Here is a 22,841-nt window from a genome sequence, read left to right as displayed (position 1 = left end):
CGCCCACCCTGCACGCCCCGGCAAGCCCGGCAGGCACACGGAAAAAGAGGGCCGACGGCGCAAAAACACGCAACAGACGGCGCGAGGCGAGAAAAACAGCCCGAAAAAAAGCCATTGTTGCAGAAAAAGCATTATCTTTGCATCAAGACACTTTGTGTGCTTAAAATACACCTGTCTACCAACAATCCACAGGCAAACCTAAGGCCCCGAGCCTAAAGGCGGGCCCCGACAGCCGCAAGCCGCTGCCAAGGGCAGGCCATACGTAAAGTTATCGATAACTAAAACTATCTATAAGGAAATGAAAAAGACAAGACTTGCGCTGACATTGGCCGCTTCGGCCATTGCCGGCATCAGCATGGCACAGGCACCGGCTTTCCCCGGAGCCGAGGGCCATGGGCGCTACACCACCGGCGGGCGCGGCGGAAAAGTGATACACGTGACCAACCTCAACGACTCCGGCGAGGGCAGCCTGCGCGAGGCCGTCAGCGGAAACGACAAGAAGATTGTGGTGTTCGACGTGGGCGGAGTGATAGAACTGGAACGCAACCTAAACATCGGCGGCAACACGACAATACTCGGTCAGACAGCCCCCGGGCAGGGCATAACCCTGCGCTACTACACCGTTGAATACAACGGCGACAACATCATAGTGCGGTTTGTGCGATTCCGCCGGGGGCAGGAGCGCGACGTCAACGACGGAGCCGACGCCACCTGGACGCGCCACCACCGCAACATAATGCTCGACCACTGCTCGTTCAGCTGGAGCATCGACGAGGTGGCATCGTTCTACGACAACCGCGACTTCACCATGCAGTGGTGCACGGTGGCCGAGGCGCTCAACAACGCCGGCCACAACAAGGGCGCCCACGGCTACGGAGGCATCTGGGGCGGCAAGGGGGCATCGTTTCACCACAACTTCCTGGCCCACCTCAACAACCGCTCGCCGCGCTTCAACGGCGCACGCTACGCATGGGACGGATACGACCAGGACGAATACGACAACACGGTGATGGCCGAGCGCGTAGACTTCCGCAACTGCCTCATCTACAACTGGGGCACGGGCGGATGCTACGGCGGTCCCGGGGGCGGCTTTGTCAACATGGTAAACAACTACTACAAGGCCGGGCCGGGCACGTCGCACAAAGACCGTGTGACCGAATGCTCTACGGCCAGCTCGGGCAACAGCGAAGGGGCGCCCGACGAACTGATAGGCATGAAGTCGAGATATTACATCGACGGCAACTACGTAGACGGCTATGGGGCCAACTACGACTGGCAGGGCGTGACCTATGACGACGGGCGCCCGACGTTCACCGACAAGGCAGGCATGTATGGCATGGGTGCCGGCGCCACCGTCAGCGTGCGCCTCGACGCCCCCATAGAGGCCGGCACCGTGACCACCCACAGCGCCGAGACGGCCTACGAGAAGGTGCGCCTCTACGCCGGGGCGTCGCTCAGCCGCGACATGCAGGACGCACGCTATGCCGAAGAGGCCTACGCCGGCACTGCCACCTACAGCGGCTCGGTGACAAAACGCGCCGGCATGCTCGACCTCGTGGCCGACCAGGGAGGCTATTCGCTCGACCGAGCCTCGCGACCTGAGGCTTTCGACGAAGACAACGACGGCATACCCGACACTTGGGAGCGGGCCAACGGGCTTGACCCGGCCAACCCCGACGACGCCACGGCCACCACTCTCGACCCTGCGAAATACTATACCAACATTGAGGTCTATGCCAACAGCATCGTGCAAGACATAATGCTGGCCGGCAACGCCGACGCCATAGAGGCCGTCGAGGAGTATTACCCGCAATACACCAAGACCGACGGCACTGTGGTAGAGGCCATCAACCTGCCCGATGACCTGCCCGCCAATCCCGACGACCTTGAGGAGCTGGGTTCGGGAACAATAACATGGGCTCTCTCTTCGGGCTCGACGGAAGAGGCTACCGTGTCGGGCGGACTGGCTGAATACATAGAATCGACATCAATGGAGATTGGCTCTAACCTCACGCCCGACGGCACCCGCAACATCAACGGCACGACAATGACCGAGCTGACGTCGGCCGAGAAGCAGTCGACAGCCTCGTCGGCCAACCGCATCAGGTTCTCGGTGACACCGGCCAACGGCATCTACTTCACGCCGACAGCCGTCAGGGTGATGCTGTCGCGCATAGGCACAGACAGCGGAGTGTTCGACCTTGCATGGCAATGCAACAACACCGAGACGGCCATAGTGACCGGAGGCGACATCAACCGCAACAAGCAGGAGTCGGGATGGTATACCGACTTCTCGCAGCCAACCACCGACATGACGGCCGGCACCGGCGAAAGCTCTATGTTGCTGTATATATATAATGTGAATGCGGGCAAGCAAACGGCCATAGCCAACGTTGTCATCGAGGGCAAGGTGGCACAGTTGAGCAGCGGAATCGACGACATTGCGCTCGGCCAACCGGCATCGGTAAGCTACTACAACCTGCAGGGCGTGCAGACCGCAACCCCCGGCAAGGGCGTTAACATAATGGTAACCAAATATGCCGACGGCAGGCAGAGCGTGCGCAAAGTGACGCGCAGGTGACACCCGGCACTGCCACCGGCTCGACAACGACAACGGTGGGGGCGGACAATGACGGCCGCCCCCACCCCGCCCGTAGCCGCCCGCAACGGCTGCCGCATAGCGCCGGCAACAGCCGGCAACAGCAAGCAATGCCACACCAGACCAAAATAACAATAACTAAAAACTAAAGAAACATGAGAAAAAGACTACTAAGGCTCACCGTAGCTGTGCTATGCGTGGCAGGGTTGCTGCCGTCGCAGGCTCAGACCTACGACAAGGAACCGGCCACAGTGGCCTGGGACTTCAACACACAGGCCGACTACGACAAAGTGACAACACTCATCCCGGCCGACGGCTTCTCGCTGGCTACAGTCGACCTTGGCGACATCGAGGTGACCGGCACAAGCACGGGACAAGCCACCAACGACGCCGGCGAGAAGGTGACCTTCCTGAAGCTGCGCCCATCGGGAACGACTCAGGCCGCCCAATGGAAGGTAACGCCAGCGCGCGGACTGTCGTTCACGCCAACGAAAGTGAGCGCATACATACAGCGCTTCGGCACCGACGCCGAGAACGGAGTGACCGTCAGCGCGCTGCTGCCCGACGGAACGAAGGAAGACCTGGGCAACTTCACCGCCCCACGCAACAACAAGTCGCAGGCCGACGACAAGTTTGGGGGCAACGCCAACTACACCAACCGCTTTGAAATAGAGCTCACCGAGTCACAGCAACAGAAGCTCACCACAGCCGAGGGCTTCACCCTGCAGGCCACCGTGGGCGTGGGGGCAGCCAAGGAGGGCGGCTTCAGCGACGTGCGCATCGAGGGCACGCTGAGCGGCACTATAGAGAACGTGGCCAAATACACCCTTACGGCCACGGCAAACCCGGCCGAGGGCGGCACGGTGACGCTAAACCCGGCCTCCGACGAGTATGACGACGGCACCGAAGTGAAGGTGACCGCCACCCGAAACTTTGGCTACAAGTTTGTAAACTGGACCGACGCTTCGGGCAATGTGGTGTCTACCGAAACCGAATTCAGCCTCACCGTGACAGATAACACCACGCTCGAAGCCAACTTCGAGCTCGTGAAGACCTATTCGCTGACGTGCAACATCGAGGGAGGCGGCAACGACTACATGGTGACAATGGCACCAGAGCCAACCGTAATAGAAGGCAAGAACATGTATGAAGACGGCACCGACGTGATGCTTACAGCCTCGTCAAACAAGATAGTGACCTTCACCAACTGGAGCAACGGCGAGACATCGGCCTCGATAACGCTCACCATGGACCAAGACCGGGAGCTCACGGCCAACTTCTCGGCCACCGACTACATTGCGGCATGGGACTTCATCACCCCGGGCTGCGACAGTCGCAAGGCCGACTTCGCGTCGGCCGACAACGACGCGGCAACGCTCGTTATGCGCAACGCCGCCGGCGAGACCAGCGGATGGCTCGACAAGAGCTGGCAGGCGGCAGGCGGCTACGAGGGCCGCAACGCCGCAGTGAACTGGCGCACCACGGGGCTTGGCGACTACTACTGGCAGACCGTGGTCAACGCCGAGGCCTTCACAGACATCAAGGTGCAGAGCGCCATGGCCTACAACTACAACGCATACACCAAGCAAGACCTGCAATACTCGCTCGACGGCGAGCAATGGACCACCGTGGGCAGCTTTAACATCGAGGGAGCCAAACAGTGGCTGGACAAGGAGTTCAGCCTGCCGGCCGAGGCAAACAACCAGAAGACGGTATACCTGCGCTGGATTTCAGACAAGAGCTCGGCCATAAGCGGAACGACATCCGACAACGACGGCATTGCACTCTCCGACATATTCATCACCGGGACAGAGAAGCTGGTAGACGACGGCACTGCACCAAGGCTGCTGTCGACCGTGCCCGAGGAGGGCAACACCAACGCTTCGGCCAACGGCAAGATAATACTCACGTTCGACGAGAAGGTAAAGGTGGCCGACGGAGCCACGGCCACGCTCGGCCTGACGGAACTGCAGCCCAGCGTATCGGGACGTACTGTGATATTTGAATACAAGGGCCTGGAATACTCTACGCCCTACACGTTCACCCTGCCGGCCGGAAGCGTTGCCGACCTGACGGGCAACGCCGTCGACGAAGCCATCACCATCAACTTCAGCACCAAGACCCGCCCGGCCATATCCAAGGCACTCTACGACTTCATAGTGCCCGACGACGGCACGTTTACCGAGGCCATAGCGGCAGCTGAGAAGCGCGAAGACACCTCGGTGCGCTTCAGGATATTCATCAAACAGGGCCATTACGTGATACCGGCCAGCGAGACAGAGACCATCATGGGCTCCGACGGAGTGGCCTACCCAAGCCCGATAACCCACATAACCACGCCAAACGTGTCGATAATAGGCGAGGATATGGACAACACATCCATCGTCAACACGCTGCCCGAAACCGAGATTGAAGGCCAGTACGGCCCGGCGTGCCCCATCGAAGGCCTGCACAAGAACCAGACGATAGACCTCGGCAAGAACGCCACGGCCACCTACATACAGGACCTGACCATAAAGAGCGGGATGAAAGACGACCGTGGGCGCAACGGGGCACTCGAAGACGCATCAGACAAGACGGTTTGCAAAGACGTGAGCCTGGTGGGCTACCAAGACACTTACCTGTCTAACAACGACCGCGGACGCTTCTACTTTGAGGGCGGACGCCTGCGCGGGCGCACCGACTTCCTGTGCGGCAAGGGCGACGTATTCTACAACGAAGTGGAGCTGATGGTTTGCGGCTCGGGCTACATCTGCGCCCCGTCTAACCCCAAGCAGTATGGCTATGTGTTCAACAGCTGCACCATCAAGGGCGAGACCGGAGGCATAGACGGCAACTACACGCTCGGGCGCCCATGGGGCGACGGCACTCCGATAGCCCTCTACATCAACACGCGCATGGAGGTACAGCCGTCGGCCATAGGCTGGAACGAGATGAGCGGCGGCTGGCCGGCACGCTTTGCCGAATACAACTCGACCACGGCCAGCGGAACGGTGATAAACCTCGACAACCGAAAGAAGACTTTCGGCGACGGCCACGCCAACAACCCCGTGCTCACTGCGGCCGAGGCGGCACAGCTGACGCTTGAGAACGTGATGGGTGGCGACGACGACTGGGACCCGACATCGGCCACCGAACAGGCATCGGCACCCAAGAACGTAACCATAGACGGCACCACCCTGACATGGGAACCGAGCGACTATGTGCTCTGCTGGGCTGTATGCAAGGACGGAAAGGTGGTTGACTTCACCACACAACCCACATACACCGTCGATGATGCCGACGCCACCTACTCTGTGCGCGCGGCCAACGAAATGGGCGGACTGGGCGAAGCTGCCGCAGCCCAAATAGCCGACGGCATAAGCAACGCCACCGGCGAGACGGCCATAAGCGAGACGACGTATTACACCATAGGCGGAATAAAGACCGGAAAGACAGCCAAGGGCGTAAGCATACGCATAGACAGGATGGACAACGGTAAGACAAAAGCCACCAAAGTGGCCAGGTGACGCTTCGGCGGACATGCCGGGCAAGCACAGCCCGCATTGAGGTGAACGCCCCTGATGAACCACAGGGGCTGTCACTATACAAGACGAAAGCCCCCTCCAGGATACTACAGCCATCCCGGAGGGGGCCGTCTTGTCATCGCCATCGGCCGAAACCACTGCGCCGCCATGTGCCCGGCACCCTACGGCACTGCCGCCCAACCAACCCGCCGGCTTTCCGGCAGCCACACCTCGCAGCAAGCGGCCCGCAACACGCGCCTGCAGGAAGCAGGCGCACGGAGGGCGTGTTTTTCATGGTTTTTATGGCTCAAAAAGAATTATTTACCCCAAACAAACAAAATTTCCACCATAAATTTCACCATAATACATAAATTTGCAGCAAGAAAAATAACTAAAAACAAAAACAAAAATGCGCAAAACATGACTAACAGACCAAATTGCATACCATAATCATGCCGTGTTGCCAACTTCCGAAAAGCCGTAAGCAAAGGCAAATCGACGAAAGGAAAGTGTTGTTAAGAAAGCATAAATCAAGACCACACCTAACCTTTATATTGAAAATTTAGCTATATTTGCATTAACACAATGCCAAGCTAACCCATACTTCGACATCTGTCAACCATAAAAACAGAACTAACGGCAGTCTGGTCACACTCACTGTGTGCAACTAACCAAATACTAAATAATTAAAAACCGTATATGAAACAACTAAAACTCATCAGAAAGTCAATATGGATATTATTGCTTTCATGCTTGATGTTACCTTCATGCTCGGATTTGGACGAGTACTTCGAGACACCCGAATGGATAGGAGGCTCGATATACAAGACGCTGCAAGACGAAGGCAACTACAGCATATTCCTCAAAGGTGTGGACATATCCGAGTATCAGCCGATACTCGACGGTAAGTCGATACTAACCGTCATGGCCCCCGACGACGACGCCATGACGCAATACCTGCAGGAAAACTATGGCACAACCGACATCAGCCAGATAGACAAGGATGAAGTGCGGAAGCTAATAGGATTCCACATACTGTACTACTCCTTTGACAAAAACAAACTCGTGAACTTCCGTCCCAACGAGGGCGACGGAGCCACCGACGACGAGCTAAACCTGAACGCCGGACTGTATTACAAGTTCCGCACTCGCAGCCAGGACGCCATCTCGACGGCCTACGACAACACCCGCAAGCGCAACGTACAGGTGTACCACAACGAGCGCTTGCTGCCGGTGTTCTCATACCGCATGTTCCAGACGAAGCAAATCGACGCAAAGGAAAACTACGAATACTTCTACCCTGAGACAGGATGGTCAGGCGACGGCGGCTTCAACGTGGCCAACGCCAACGTGACCGAATATGAGCGAATAGCGCGCAACGGCTACATCTACAAGATAGACCGCGTGCTCAAACCGCTCGAAACCATCTACGACGAGTTGCAGAATGCTGGCAAGTACAGCCGCATACTGAGCCTCTACGACAAAAGCGAGGTATATTCGTATGACAGCATACAGACACGCGAGCTCCAGACATCGGACTCGCTGTTCCACCACTACCACCAGAGCCCTCTGGTAAACATAGACAGCGAGTGGGGAGACGTGATGGACTATACGATGATGAGCGCACTGTCATCGATGGGCTACACCATCTTCGCCCCTACAGACGAAGCATTCCAGAACTTCTTCAACGAATACTGGGGTGAGGGCGGCTACTCATCGATAGAGGAAATAGACTCGGTGACAATGCAGGAAATCATGCGCAGCTGCGTCTATCCGCTATCAATCATCTTCCCGGGTGAGATAAAGAACGGTACGGCAGAAAACATCGACGGCGAGGTAATCACCGTCAACACAGACGAAGTGAGGCCCGAAGACCGCGTGGTATGCTCAAACGGACTGCTCTACGGCTGCTCCGTGCTCACCCCGCCGGCCAAGTTCCGCGCCGTGACCGGCCCGGCATTCCAATACAAGAAGTTCAGCAACTTCAACGAAATGCTTAACAACTCCGGCATGTCGTCGACGCTTGTGGCCGACGCCGTGAGCTACATCATGCTCTACCCCGACAACGACCAGCTGTACAACAACGCCGGAATACAGCGCACCGGCGGCCGGCTGGTATCAACAGCGCAGCCCGACGGCATGAGCACAAGCGCAATGACGGCATACATCAACGGCCACGTGGCCAGCCCGATAGACGGCAACTCTGTGCTGCCCGAGAGCGGCACGAAGGTGATACCGGCACTCACATCCGACTTCAAGCTCTACTGGTATGTCAAAGACGGCAAGATTACCAACAGCATCATGCACAACAACTGCCTGAAGTATGCAGGCAACACCGTCACCGACGACCAGATATGGACTACATTCGAGCCGCTGGCATACCGCGGCGACGTGAACGGCTGGACCAACGGACACGCCTATTCATACGACAGGCTGCTCATGCCAGGCGACTACTCAAACGAGAACAACAGACAGATGGTGAGGCTCATGATAAACAACCGCACCGACGAAACCACTGAGTTCTACGGATGGATAAACCTGCTCAACAAGGCAGGCCTTGTAAACACGAGCTCCGGCTCGCTGCAAACGACATTCACGCAGGAAGACTGCATGATGCTCATACCTACGACCAATGTGATAGAGCAGGCCATCGTCGACGGGAAACTGCCCGGAGTGAGCGCCGGGGCCGGTGCTACGGTAGGCTCGTCGACATTCTTCGACAACATCGAGATAACCGATGCCAGCGCCCTGACCGAATACCTGAAGCTGTATTTCGTGCCACTGTCAACGGCACCGTTCAGCAATTACCCATACATAGGCTGGGGTGAGAACACCGCCGACTACGGCGGACTGCCCACGCTGCAGCAAGAAGTGGTGTCGGAAGGCGGCTCGACAAGCATCATCTCTACCAACATGAACATCTACGACGACGGCACGGCACTCTATTGCGCCATCATCGACCGCAATACCGGGGCCGACGGCCACCGGGTGAAGGTTTCAGGGGGATACGACTACTTCCCGTTCGTATTCGAAGACGGGCCTGCCCACTTCATTGAAGACGTGTTCTGATGAAGCGGAAACCCAACGAGACACTATAATCACATATCTAATGGAGACAACATGGACAAGATAAGAAACATATTTGCAGTGGTGCTGTTATGCTTGGTCCAGCAGGCACTGGCACAAAAAACGGTTTCGGGAACGGTGACCGAAGACTTCGGGGGAAGTTCAGAACCGTGCATAGGCGTTAATGTGACTTTCCAAAATGCACAGAAACGTATAATCACCGGTACGGTTACCGACTTCAACGGAAAATACTCTATAAAGGTACCCGAGGAAGAGAAGGGGCAGCTGACGCTCGTATTCTCGTACATTGGAATGAAGTCGCAGTCGTACAAATACACCGGGCAGACCACGCTCAACGTGAAGATGAGCGGCAACGCCACGGAAATAAAAGAGGTGACCGTGCAGGGCAAGCGCGGCAGCCGCAACGAGATGGGTGTGACGGAGCGCCAGATGGCCTTTGCAACCCAGAAAATCAACATGAGCGACATCACGGCCGTATCGCCGGTGACGTCGATAGAGGAAGCCCTGCAGGGACAGCTCGGAGGCGTTGACATCCTCGCCGCCGGCGACCCCGGTGCAAAGAGCACCATCCGCATACGCGGTACGGCCACGCTGAACTCAAATGCCGACCCGCTCATCGTCATCAACGGTGTGCCCTACTCTACCGACATCGACGACTCGTTCGACTTCAACACGGCCAACCAAGAAGACTTCGCACAGATGCTCAGCCTCAACCCGAACGACATTGAGAGCATCGAGGTGCTGAAAGATGCCGCATCCACCGCCGTATACGGTACGGGTGGTGCCAACGGAGTGTTGCTCATAACCACAAAGAAAGGTGCAATGGGCAAGACGCGCTTCTCGTTCTCAACCAAAAACTCATTCAAGTTTGAGCCGGAATCAATGCCGATGCTCAGCGGAAACGACTACGTGGCCTACATCCAGGACGCCATCTGGAACTCGGCAAACGCACAGGGCCTGAGCGGGCAGAGCGGACTTCTGGAATACCTTTACGACACGCCAGAGATAGGCTACAACCCCGACTGGCGCTACTTCGACGAATACAACCAGAACACCGACTGGCTTTCGTACATCACTCAGAACGCATTCACCACCGACAACAGTTTCTCGATGTCGGGAGGAGGCGAGAAAGCCACATACCGATACTCGCTGTCGTACCTGAGCGAAGGCGGAACGACCAAGGGCACGGGCCTGACCCGACTGAACACCAGCCTCGACATAGGCTACCGCTTCTCGGAGAAGATCACAGTGAACGCCGAGTACACTTACTCTGACTCAAAGAAGAAGGCGCCCTGGAGCGAAAACCTGCGTGCAGAGGCCATGCGCAAGATGCCAAACAAGAGCCCCTACTATATCGACGACGAGACGGGGGCCATGACCGGAACATACTTCACCCGGCAGAACGACGAGGAGTTCCAAGGTGCATTCAGCAGCAAAGACGACGGCAGCAATGCAAAGAACTTCCACCCGATAATAATGGCCGAGGACAGCTACAGCAACCTGCGCACCCGCGAACAGAAGATAAACGTGAGGGGAAACTACTACCCCATGGAGCACTTGCAGTTCAACGGATATGTGTCTATGAAGTACAAGACACAGCGCACGGAGTCGTTCCTGCCGCAAACAGCCACGGGCGCGACAATAGAGAACACCTTTGCCAACCGAGCCACAAACTCATACACCAACAACTTCTCGCTGCAAACAGAGCTCAAGGGAATGTACAACAACTCGTGGAACGACAACAAGCACCAGTTCACCGCAACAGCTATATGGCGTACATCGCAGAGCCGCAGCTCAACGTCGTCGGCTTCACGCTACAACGTGGCATCGGCCAGCCTGGCCGATCCGGCCTCGGGCAGCGGCATACTGCTAAGCCAAGGCTCAGGTACCTCGGAGGTGCGCAAGCTCTCTGGAATTGGAAGCGTGGTGTACACACTGCTCGACCGATACACCATCAACGGAACGGTAAACTATGAAGGCAACTCAAGCATAAGCCGCGCACACAGGTGGGGAATATTCCCCGCAGTGGGTGTGTCATGGCAGTTTGCCGACGAACCATTCATGAAGTGGTCGAAAGACGTGCTGACAGAATGGAAGTGGCGCTTGAGCTACGGAGAGAGCGGCAACACGCCGAGCGGCACATCGCCATACGTGGGCACTTATGTTTCGGAAGGAATGTATATGGAAGGCAATGCCGTAACGGCAAGCACAATGCAGCTCAACAACCTGAAATGGGAGCGTTCGACCGAGTGGAATTTCGGCTTTGACTTCAACCTGTGGAACGGCAAGCTCACCGGCTCGTTCGACTACTACAACAAAAAGACCAATGACCTGCTGCAGAAAGACTATGTTGTGTCGAGCTACCTCGGCTACACGAACCACGAACTGAAATACTACAATGCCGGTTCGCTGCGCAACAAAGGAGTTGAGTTCCGCGCCGACTGGCAGGCACTGGACACCAAAGACTGGAAACTGAAAGTGAACTTCAACATCAGCCACAACGAAAACGAGATACTGAGCATGCCGGGCTACTCGGAAGAGAACTATTCGTTTGAAAACGGTGAATACGCCATGCGCATAGTGCGCGGCACCTCTGTAGGCTCTTTCTTCGGCTACAAATACCTGGGCGTTTACCAGAACACTGAAGACACCTATGCAAAAGATGCCGAGGGCAACGTGATGCACGACCTGCAGGGCAACCCGGTCATAATGTCTAACGGCACATACCGCTGCTACCCCGGCGACGCTAAGTATGAAGACCTAAACAAGGACGGCAAGATAGACAAGAACGACATCACATACATCGGCAACAGCAACCCGCAGCTGCAAGGCGGAGGCGGTTTCAACCTGCGCTACAAGAACTGGAGCCTCACGGTGTTCATGCACTACCGACTCGGGCAGAAGATAGTGAACCGCGCAAGGATGAACGCCGAGTCGATGATTGGCAGCGACAACCAGTCGACAGCTGTGCTACGCCGCTGGCGCAACGAAGGCGACCAGACAGACATACCACGCGCCCTGTGGGACTACGGCCTCAACTACCTCGGCTCAGACCGATTTGTGGAAGACTGCTCGTTCCTGCGCCTGAAGACCCTGTCGCTGAGCTACAACCTGCCCAAGACATTCTGCCAGAACCTGGGACTGACATCTGCCAACGTGTACATAACAGGCTACGACCTGTTTACCATAACAAACTACACGGGCCAAGACCCTGAAGTAAACCTGCCCTCAAATGTCACCGACCTTGCTGAGGACAATTCGCAGACACCGCGCAGCCGCCGCGTTGCAATGGGCGTTACCATCAACTTCTAAACAGTCACAATCATGAAAGGTTTAAAGACTATAATCATAATAGCTACAGCTGCCATGACATTGACAGCCTGCAACGACTATCTCGACATAATGCCGGAGAACGCTCTTCCGACAGAAAACATGTGGAAATCGAAAAGCGACGTTGAGTCGGCCCTGTTCGCCGGATACTACAACCTGCGCTCTTCGATACAGACCCACCTCATACCGCTTGGGGAACTGAGGGCCGGATGCGTGAAAAGACGCTCTGCAAACGACCTCGACAAGCTGGACATCAAGCCGACAAGCGGCGACTTCACCGACTGGAACATATTCTACAAGGTGATTGCCGACGCCAACGGTGTGATTGCCAACGCAGGAAAGGCACAGAGCAACGACGCCACATATACCACTGAAGAGATGAACTCACACCTGTGCGAAGCCTATTTCCTCAGGGCACTGGGATACTTCTACATTGTGCGCAACTGGCGCGACGCCCCACTGATACTGCAACCGGTGGAAAGCGATGACATGGAACTGTATGTGACGCAAAGCAAAGAGAGCGAAATAATAGCGCAAATAAAGAAAGACCTGCTCACTGCCATCGACTTGGGCGCCGCCAAGGAGACTTTCGACACAACCTGGGAAACCAAGGGCCGAGCCACGATATGGGCCATCTACGCCCTCATGACAGACGTTTGCATGTGGAACCAAGACTTCGACGAGGCCATAACATACGCAGACTTGATACTCGAAAGCAAGTCGCCCTATGCGCCGAGATTCATGTCGACAGCCTCACACTCGAGCTGGTTTACAATATTCAACCCCGGCAACAGCGAGGAGTCGATATTCGAACTGCAGTTCTCGAGCATAATGCCCGACGGCTCAGGATACCAGACAAACGACCTGCCTACACTGTTCTACAACGACAACACCACTACATACATGCTCTCGCAGACACTCACACAAGAGCTCAACCAGGACGCAAGCCAGATACTGACGCGCTTCAACGGGGACATTGACATGTACGGACGCACAAGGTATGGCAGCTATGTTGCACAGGAGAACTCGCTCACCGGCTATGTGTGGAAATACCTCGGGGGTACCACCATCACCGAGCCGCGCACAACAGAATATTATGACCCTAATTTCATAATATACCGCGTGGCCGAGATAATGCTCATGAAAGCAGAGGCGCTGGTGATGCGCAACATGGGAGAGAACACCGAAGACAATACCGCGGCAATAGAACTGGTTAACCAGATTCGCCAACGCACCAACCTGCAAGATGCCACGGTAAGCCCGTCGTCAGGCCTGTCGGCTATAATGAACGCCATTATCCACGAGAACATAATGGAGTTCATAGGCGAAGGCAGGACATGGTATGACCTGCTGCGGGTAGGACGATACAAAGACCCGTCGGGCACAGTGGACTTCACCAGCGAATTCTTCATCAACAACGTTTCCACATACAACGAGACGGCCGGCGGAAGCAAGATACGCTCGGTGCTGCTCGATGAAAACGCGTGGTACCTGCCCGTGAACGACGAAGAAATACTACACAACGACAAGCTAGTGCAGAATCCATATTACGAATAACATTTAGACCATACAGATATGAAAAAGATATTATTCACAATGACTGTCGTCGCATCTCTCATCGTGGGCTGCCAAGACCCCAATGAGGACACGCTGTTTGTTCAGCCGACGAACATTGAAAGTGAAATGTCGACGACAACCATACTGGAAAAGTCGCCCGAGACATACTCACTGTGGATAGAGATGCTGAAGTACACCGACTACTACAACGCTCTGAAGGATGCCAACGCCAGCGCAACGGTATTCTCGCCAAACAACGAGGCCATAAAGAGGTTCCTGGCCGACAGGGGCGTGTCAACAATAGAAGAACTAGACCTTGACTATGCCCGCAAGGTGGTGCAGAACCACATAATAGACTGGGAAGGCGGACAGCCGGAAGTATCGGACTCATCGCTGGTCAACGACGCCACCGCCGGTGAGTACATACACACGAGAAACCTGTTCAACCAATACATCACGCTGAGCTATGGATACACCATAACCGACGTGGACGACGACCAACGCACAGACATTGTGTACAGCCCAGACAGCATATTCCTCAATAACCAGGCAAAGCTGGGACGTTTCGTAGGACAGTCGGGCTCTAACGGAAACATTTACATGATGGACGATGTAATAGTGCCCAACGCAGAGAACATTGTGGAAAGGCTCGACAACCTGGACGGAGACAACAATACGTTCAGGATATTTACCGACGCAATCATGTCTGACCCCGAAATACTACACATGGCCACAACAGAGCGTGACACAACCACAGGCCAGGGGGGCGTACAGGTTATCAACACGTACAGCTATACATGCTTTGCCGTTCCTGACCATATAATGAACGAATCGGGCATAACAGACGTTGAGTCGCTCAAGCAATGGCTGGTAAACAACAGCGACGGCGAAGAGACCAACCCGGACAGCGCGCTCAACCATTACTTAAAGTACCACTTCATGCCATCACAATATACCATGGACGAGGTGTTCAACTTAAACGACCCGAGCGAAACGCTCATATATGACACAAAGTACACCGGACAGGCCTTCACGGTGCAGCTCGTTGACAACAAGCGCACCATAAACACCGGCATACCCATCCTTCGCAGCGACATACAGGCAAGCAACGGACTCATCACAAAGATTGGGGGCATCATGCCCGTATACCATCCTACTCCGGTAAACGTGAGATGGGACTTCCTGAACAGCGCCGACATCATATCGTTTGTCAACAACTGGGGAGCAGCCAACAGAGAAGGCGACTTCTTCTCAAGCGCGCTGACAAACAGCTACCATCAGGTTGACCTCAGCGAAGAAAGATATGACGGCGAGTATGGCGAGATAACATCATTCACAGCCAACCTCACCGAGACATCAACCTCATCGGGAAGCTACAGAAGGATTGCGTTCATGAAGGAAAGAGCTGCAACTGGCCAGCCCAACACACCTGAGCATGGCGCTTACATGAACAATTATCTCATCCTTAACCTGGGATTCGCCGGTTGGATAGAGTTCAACACTCCTACGATAATTGCAGGCAAGTACAAGGTGGTGCTGCACTACATCAAAGACCCATTGCTGGCAACCCTATACACATCGGGCACGCTGACGCAGTTCAACATCGATGATGAAGACTACCAGACTCTGGCTTACCTGTATCGCGGACAAAGCATGACAATGCCATTCTTCGCTTCAATAGAAGAGACATTGTGGAACTCCGTGGAATTCGAAGGTTCTTCTCAGCATAAGTTCAGAATAACCATGCGCGACATCAACGCAAAGAACCTGAGCAGTTACCACCAGCGCCTCGACTATGTGGAATTCATTCCTATAGAATAATGTAACGACCAACGAATCATAATTAAAATACCCGGATATGAACATATATATGAAAGCAATCCCACTGGTAATGATAGGTTGCCTCTTCATGGCATCCTGCTCATCTGACTGGGACGACCATTATGACGAATCAAGCATAACACTGGCCAACGGCAGTGAGGTGACCATATTCAACGGAAGTGTCACCGATTACATCAAGTCTGCATCAGACTTGACGAAGGTCAACGAACTGTTCAACCGCAACGACATATTCGCCGAAACGCGCAGCGACGGTCAATACACATTCATTGTATGCGCCGACGACCTGTACGATGAAAGCAAAATAAACGACGAGGCAACCTTCGCAGAGCAAAGCGTGGCCAACATGAGCATCAACCCGTCTAAGCTTGTAGACGGCTGGAACATCAACATGCGCTCCGGAAAAAGCGTATGGGTGTATGACGGAGGCAAGCGTTTGGACGACTGCAACATAATAAAGGCCGTGAAAGCAGACAACGGCTACGTGTATTATGTCGACGGCATGCTGCCGGTAAGGCAGTCGGCTTACGAACTGCTGATATCTCTCGGCGACGAGTACTCACGTTTCAAGGAGCTGGTCACCAATTACAACTATGAGTATTTCGACCGCGAAAACAGTCTTCCCATAGGCGTTACCGATGACGGACGCGTCATCTACGACTCTGTCAAGGTGACCAAGAACACGCTCATGGATCGCTACGACTCCGACGGCACACCAACATGGAACATGAGAAGCGAAAGCTATACCACTACCATGTTCATACCAAACAACACGCTGATTGACAAAGCCATCAACTCGGCAATGGACAGCATACCGCTTTGGCTTAACCGTCAAGCAACCGACGACGACAGGGCGAAGTTTGAAGAGTGGATTGTCAAGGCGTGCTTCTCGGACAAGCGCCTCGAAGTGGCCGACGTAAGCAGCTCGGCTTCCGACTTCAAGTGTGTGGAGGGATACCAGGAAAGCATTGACGAAACGTCAGACCTGACAACCTACAAGAACCTTGAAGGCGCATGGTGGCGCCCGTCGGTGCAGACTGTAGACACAAGCAACCCTGTAACTCTCAGCAATGGCATGGCATACTACTGCACAAACCTGAAGATACCAAACCATGTGGTGATTTATCGCGTAAAGTCAAGGTTCTACGAACTGTGGAACAACATGACGGCCAGCCAGCAAAGCCAGTACTTCAGATGGGAGAACTGGGTAGACCCGATGGTCATCAACGACTGCCAAGGCCAGTTCGACCTCATTGCGTCGGGGTCGACCACGACGACCAACGCACAGTGGCCCTCCATATTCTATCATGAGCTCTGCGCCATACCAAGCGAAGAGGCCATGGCCGAAGGCTTGCCTTGCAGCGTTGAATATGACGGACTGACATGGAATGAAGACGAACAGAAAATATACGAATGCCATCTGCCTGCAGGAGAGTATTACCTGCGCATGGGCTTCAAGCACTCGTTGCTCTACTCTCTCAGCATTGCATTCAACGACACTTGGCTCGTGGAAGACATGAACATGCACGCCACTGGCTCCAATTACCACTTCGACCGTGGTGCAGCCAGCGCTGTGCCCCACTATGGCGAAGAGTTTGGCATTGCATACCCGGAGGGATTCGACGTCGACTATTGGCAGAAACAAAACGAAAAAGCCATTGCCTACGACACCGACGGATATACCGTAGGGGTTGTCACCTTGCCTCACTCGGGCAATTTCCGCATCCGCGTCACTTCCAACGACATGGCAAGCATTTACAAAGCTGCATTGGACAGCGGCACCGTACTCAACCGCGACAAGAACAACGTAAACCAGCTGATGATGTATCACTGGTGCCTACGCCCCACTCACAATAACTATTAATACCCACGAACATGAAGAGAATCAATATACTGGTAGCAGCCTGCCTCATGGCGGCAGCGGCAACAGCACAGCAATCAACAGTGCGCTCGCAAATCAAGAGCACTGACGGGCAGCCTGTGAGCGGAGCCATCATCTCGATTGTAGGCGACAGCACCACTGCGCTATCTGACGAGCGAGGGCAGTTCTCAATAGCCACGGCCATCAAAAATGCCATCGTCACGATAAAGGCTGAAGGATATTATCCCAAAGAAATGCCACTTAGCTTTCTCAGGCAACTATCCGCCAAGAAGCATGGCACGATAACACTAGTGCCGGAAAACGAAGTACTGTACTCTGAGAAAGCCAACCCTTTCTTCGGAAGCCTTAGCAATGACAGCCGTTCGGCAACAATATCATCAATAGAAAGCAAAGACTTCACGGAGAAGCAAAACCTCGGGGCGGCTTTGCGTGACGGACTGGCCGGACTACAGGTGATTGAGAAAAGTGGCATGCCGGGCGAGGGCTCATACATGAACATACGCGGCATACACAGTTTCGTTGCCGAGAACAATCCGCTAATTGTAATTAACGGTGTACCCTATTTCGGCAATCAAGACGTGTCGAGCGTTATCAACGGATACTCACGCGACTTGCTTTTCGGCTACGACCCCAAAGACATACGCAGCGTGACGGTTCTCAAAGGAGCCGACGCTGCCATGTACGGATCGCTGGGAAGCAACGGAGTGATTGTTATCGAGACGCAACAGGCCACATCCAACAACCTTGAGACACGGATGACTTTCTCTGGGTCGTATGGCTTCAACATTCGCCAGTCGAACCTCCCCGTGCTCAACTCGTCGCAATACAAAGAATACCTGAACGACATCGGGCTCACGCGATATCCGTCAATGGAGTCTCTCATAGGCGATTACCCTTTCCTGCAGAACGGAACATATCCGCAGGCCTACCTCTTCAACGAGAACACCGACTGGATGAAAGACATACAGCATACAGGGTTTACGACCGAGAACCTGTTCAGGGTTGAGGGAGGAGACGAGATTGCCAAGTACAACATTTCGTTTGGATATACAGGCAACCAGGGCACGTTGCGCAACACAAACACGGATCGTTACCACACGCTGATAAGCGCAGACGTGCTGGCAAGCCGTAAGGTTGACATCTTTACAAACATCGGCCTGGCATACATCACGAGCAACCTGCAGAACATGGGAATGCAGTTGGAGACAAACCCGATGCTGGCGGCCTACAACTCGATGCCCCTCATCAATGCTTACCAGAAACAAACAGACGGTTCTGTTCTCAGCAACCTTGCTCCTTATGACTTCTGGAATACGTCTTCCAACCCTATGTACGCCTACGACAATGTGAGCAACCCGCTCGCCATTGTCAACACCGTCGAAGGGAAAGACAAGATATATGATGTAAACACACAGATTGGCCTGAACTTCAAATGGAATGACTACCTTACGCTGAGCGCAATAGCCAACCTCTACTACAATTATATTGAGGAAACTCTGTTTGTGCCGGGCATGACCAGTCAGACCATCAAGCCTCAGCTTTACGGGGCCGGACGCAACAAGGTGGCCAACGGGGTTTACACCCAAGACGTTACCACCCTAACGCTGCAAGGCACTTACGACCGCATCTTCAACCGCGTACACAAGCTCAATGTGTTTGCTTCGGCACGCATGATAATGAAAGACTTTGAGTCTGACATATCCGAAGGCTACAACACAGCGAGCGACGACTACCAGACAATGGACAACACCAATGATGAGCAACTCACCTTTGGCTCGCTCGTTGAATGGAACTATGTGGGCTTCAACATACACGGAGCCTATACATACAACAACATAATACGCGGCTCGCTCGGTCTCGCCGTCGACGGTACCAGCGCCTCTGGCGTCGATGCACCTCGATGGGGTTTCTTCCCTTCGGCCGGGGTGACGATGATGGTGGCAAACCTCGGCGTTCTACCGTCGTGGGTCAACCGCCTCAACGTGTCTGTCGAAGGCAGCCTGACTGGCAACAGCCGGTTCTCGTCAAACTACGGCAAGAACTACTACACTGGCGACAACTTCTTCGACATTGGTTCTATCAACCGCTCAAACGTTCCCAACACCAAGCTGGAATGGGAAAAGAAGACGCAGCTTGACCTCGGGCTCGACATGGCGCTGTTCGCCAACCGCGTCAACATAGGCTTCACCTACTTCACCAACCATGCCTACGACCTGCTGCTCAACAGCAATGTGTCGGCCGTGTACGGTTCGTACGACTATTACGAAAACTGCGGTACAATCAATACCAACGGCATAGAGGCTTCGCTGCGCGTCAATGCATTCCACACCAAAGACTGGGATGTCGTGATAGGAGCCAACATCTCCACTGCCAACAGCACAATCAAGTCGCTTGGCGATGCCAATAGCATGACTATTGAATACACTGGCTACAACAACGACGATGCGGAATTGATAATGGCCGTGGGCTCCGACCCATACGAGTTTTACGGATACCAGACCAACGGCATCTTCTCAACAACAGACCAGGCTCGGCAAGCTGCGCTCAAAAACAGCAATGGCGATGAGTACCAGGCCGGAGATGTGTGGTTTGTAGACCAGAACAACGACGGTGTCATCGACGAGAGCGACAAGGTCAGCCTTGGCAGCAACATGCCCGATTTCTATGGAGGCATCAACCTGTCGGTGCGCTATCGCCGCTTCGTGCTCGACGCAAACTTTGCCTACTCCGTCGGCGCAAAGGTATACAACGCCACACGTCGCGAACTCGAGTCAATGGACAACTTCTACAACCAGTCCGCTGCCGTGCTGAACCGCTGGCAGGTAGAAGGGCAGCAAACCAACATGCCACGCGCCAACTATGGCGACCCCATGGGCAACAACCTGTTCTCCGACCGCTGGATTGAGGATGGCGACTTCCTGAAACTGCGCAGCCTGAAGCTGTCTTACAACTTCGACATGCTGTTCAACTTCATACGCTCAGGCAATGTCTACGTCGCAGCAGAGAACCTGTTCTCACTGACCAACTATCTCGGCCACGACCCGGAGTTCGCCTACTCTTACGCCGAGCAGCTACGAGGATTCGACTATTCCAAGATGCCGCTGCCCATAACAGTAAGGCTCGGCTTCAACATCAACTTCTAATTATAGTACACTAAAGAATAAAGACATGAAGATCAGGAACATCATACCGGCAGTAGGACTGTTAGCAATGTCTGTCTGCTTCCACTCATGCGAGGATTTCTTCGATACCGACCCGAAGAACATAATCAACGAGGGAGACTACATTGCTGAAGAGGACGAGATATACAAAGGCTTTCTCGGAATATTCAACCGCATGCAGGAAGCCGGCGACCAGGCCATCTTCCTCACCGACACCCGTGGGGCTTTGCTCGAGACAACCGACAACGCCCCGGCCGAACTGAAAGCCATATACAACTATAATGAGACCAATGGCAACTCATACGCCGACCCAACTTGCTACTATTCCATCATAGTGGCCTGCAACGACTACTTCAACAAGATGGAGGAATATCACAAAGAAGTCGGCGGCATGACCGAGGTGGCCGAAGAAAACTTCCCTGCCCTCATCAGCAGTGCCATGAGGATTAAGGCTTGGGCCTACCTCATGCTTGGCAAGATATATGGCGAAGCCTATTGGTTTGACGACCCCCTCACCGAAAAGAAGCAGCTGAGCGACGCTTCGGTATTCACCCACTGCAACATGAAGGAGCTGGCCGACCGCGCCATCAACCTGCTTGAGAACGGAATGACCATCGACGGCGTACACATTCCTGCCGACCTTGAGGTCAGCTGGTACAAATGGATAGACGAAGAAAACCAAAACGCCACGCTGTACCGCGAATGGGAATACCTTACCCCGCCGGCAATAGTGCTCAACGCCGAATTCCGCTCATGGCGCGCCAGCTACGTTGATGAAGAAGCTGCACAAGCCGACTGGCAGTGGATTCACGACAACTTGCTACAGTACATGTACGACTACCAGATGGGATACAACGAAAAGGCAACGGAGCGCATCACCGGCGAACAGGGTGTGTCTGATATCTTCCAGCTCAACATGAAGCTGCAGAGCGACAACCTGACGGCCTACTTCCTCATTTTCTACAACGACCGACAGGGCTTGATGACTCAGTTGCTCAGCAGCATCATGTACGACTATGACAACCATCAGCGCAACAGGCTCGTGCAATATTTCTGCCCGGAATACCCGTCGGACGAGTCATTCTACCTGCAACCGTCCGACTACGGAGTGAGCCTGTACAACGAAAACGACATACGAGGCTACACGCAGGGGTGGATGATGAGAACCCTTTCTGGCAAGCGTTGCGTGTCTAAGTATTATTATGGCTACGACTTCGTGACAAGAACCTACCACTATCTTGACGACGAGGACATATACAAGATTCAGCCAGCCATACCTACGTTCCGTGCCCACGACCTTCACTTCCTGTTGGCCGAGGCCGAAACTCACCTTGGACATTTCGACCAGGCTTACGTGATACTCAACCACGGTGCCAGCGCCGAATTCCCCGACAAGAAGCTGCCTTGGCAAACCGACCCGGCATGGGATCAGAGATATGACCCGTGGGTGAGCGCTCCTTCAGGCGGATACGGCAACTTGGGAATAGCCGGCTCGGCCAACGGAACCATGCACGACCTGCCACGCCCTGGCGATGACGACTGGGACAACTACACTGAAGACCAGCTCAAAGAAATGTACGACTGGGCGCTGGCCGACGAGCACATGAAGGAATACATTGCCGAAGGCAAGTCGTACAGCTATATGTGCAAGATTGCCGAACGCTATGCAAACAGCGCATACCGCAACGGCAACGAAGAGAAAGCCCGCGACAGCGTGGCCGTCAGAATTGGCCCGAAGTATGCCGTCACCGGCCGCCAGGGCACTGTCGAAGGCCGCATCAGAAGCAACGGTTACTTCATCAACTGGCAACTGCAGGAAATAAAACAACCCGCAAGACCAGGACGAGGAAGAGCAGCAGTGAATGCAAGCTAAGGCCCCC

9 protein-coding genes are annotated in these 22,841 nt (G+C 54.5%); all 9 read left to right on the top strand.

The genetic code is table 11. From position 1 onward, the window contains the following. The first annotated feature begins 298 nt into the window (after nucleotides 1-298). Nucleotides 299-2,581, top strand: a complete 2,283-nt coding sequence (locus tag H6B30_RS11655; RefSeq protein WP_205110783.1) for a pectate lyase family protein — start codon at nucleotides 299-301, stop codon at nucleotides 2,579-2,581. A gap of 173 nt (nucleotides 2,582-2,754) precedes the next feature. Continuing rightward, the gene (locus H6B30_RS11650) at nucleotides 2,755-6,108 is read left to right on the top strand and encodes a pectinesterase family protein (RefSeq protein ID WP_205110781.1); all 3,354 of its coding nucleotides are present in this window, start codon (nucleotides 2,755-2,757) and stop codon (nucleotides 6,106-6,108) included. A 696-nt stretch (nucleotides 6,109-6,804) separates the two neighbouring features. Continuing rightward, a complete protein-coding gene (locus H6B30_RS11645; protein ID WP_205110780.1) occupies nucleotides 6,805-9,174 on the top strand; it encodes a fasciclin domain-containing protein in 2,370 nt (789 codons plus the stop codon). Nucleotides 9,175-9,225: 51 nt separating this feature from the next. Continuing rightward, nucleotides 9,226-12,504 (top strand): SusC/RagA family TonB-linked outer membrane protein, encoded by a 3,279-nt coding sequence (locus H6B30_RS11640; RefSeq protein WP_205110778.1) that lies wholly within the window; start codon nucleotides 9,226-9,228, stop codon nucleotides 12,502-12,504. Between the two features lie 12 nt (nucleotides 12,505-12,516). After that, a complete protein-coding gene (locus H6B30_RS11635; RefSeq protein WP_205110776.1) occupies nucleotides 12,517-14,079 on the top strand; it encodes a RagB/SusD family nutrient uptake outer membrane protein in 1,563 nt (520 codons plus the stop codon). 18 nt (nucleotides 14,080-14,097) lie between these two features. Further along, the gene (locus H6B30_RS11630; RefSeq protein ID WP_205110775.1) at nucleotides 14,098-15,900 is read left to right on the top strand and encodes a fasciclin domain-containing protein; all 1,803 of its coding nucleotides are present in this window, start codon (nucleotides 14,098-14,100) and stop codon (nucleotides 15,898-15,900) included. Nucleotides 15,901-15,949: 49 nt separating this feature from the next. Beyond that, a complete protein-coding gene (locus H6B30_RS11625; RefSeq protein WP_205110773.1) occupies nucleotides 15,950-17,782 on the top strand; it encodes a hypothetical protein in 1,833 nt (610 codons plus the stop codon). Between the two features lie 11 nt (nucleotides 17,783-17,793). After that, entirely contained in the window at nucleotides 17,794-20,943 is a 3,150-nt protein-coding gene (locus H6B30_RS11620) for a SusC/RagA family TonB-linked outer membrane protein (protein WP_205110772.1), read from the top strand. Nucleotides 20,944-20,968: 25 nt separating this feature from the next. Next, entirely contained in the window at nucleotides 20,969-22,834 is a 1,866-nt protein-coding gene (locus H6B30_RS11615; protein ID WP_205110771.1) for a hypothetical protein, read from the top strand. Nucleotides 22,835-22,841 lie beyond the last annotated feature (7 nt).

The sequence above is a fragment of the Marseilla massiliensis genome, from assembly GCF_016899955.1.
GTDB classification, from domain to species: Bacteria; Bacteroidota; Bacteroidia; order Bacteroidales; family Bacteroidaceae; genus Prevotella; species Prevotella intestinigallinarum.
Note: the sequence above shows the minus strand (reverse complement) of the source record. Positions and strands in the feature narration are given on the sequence as shown.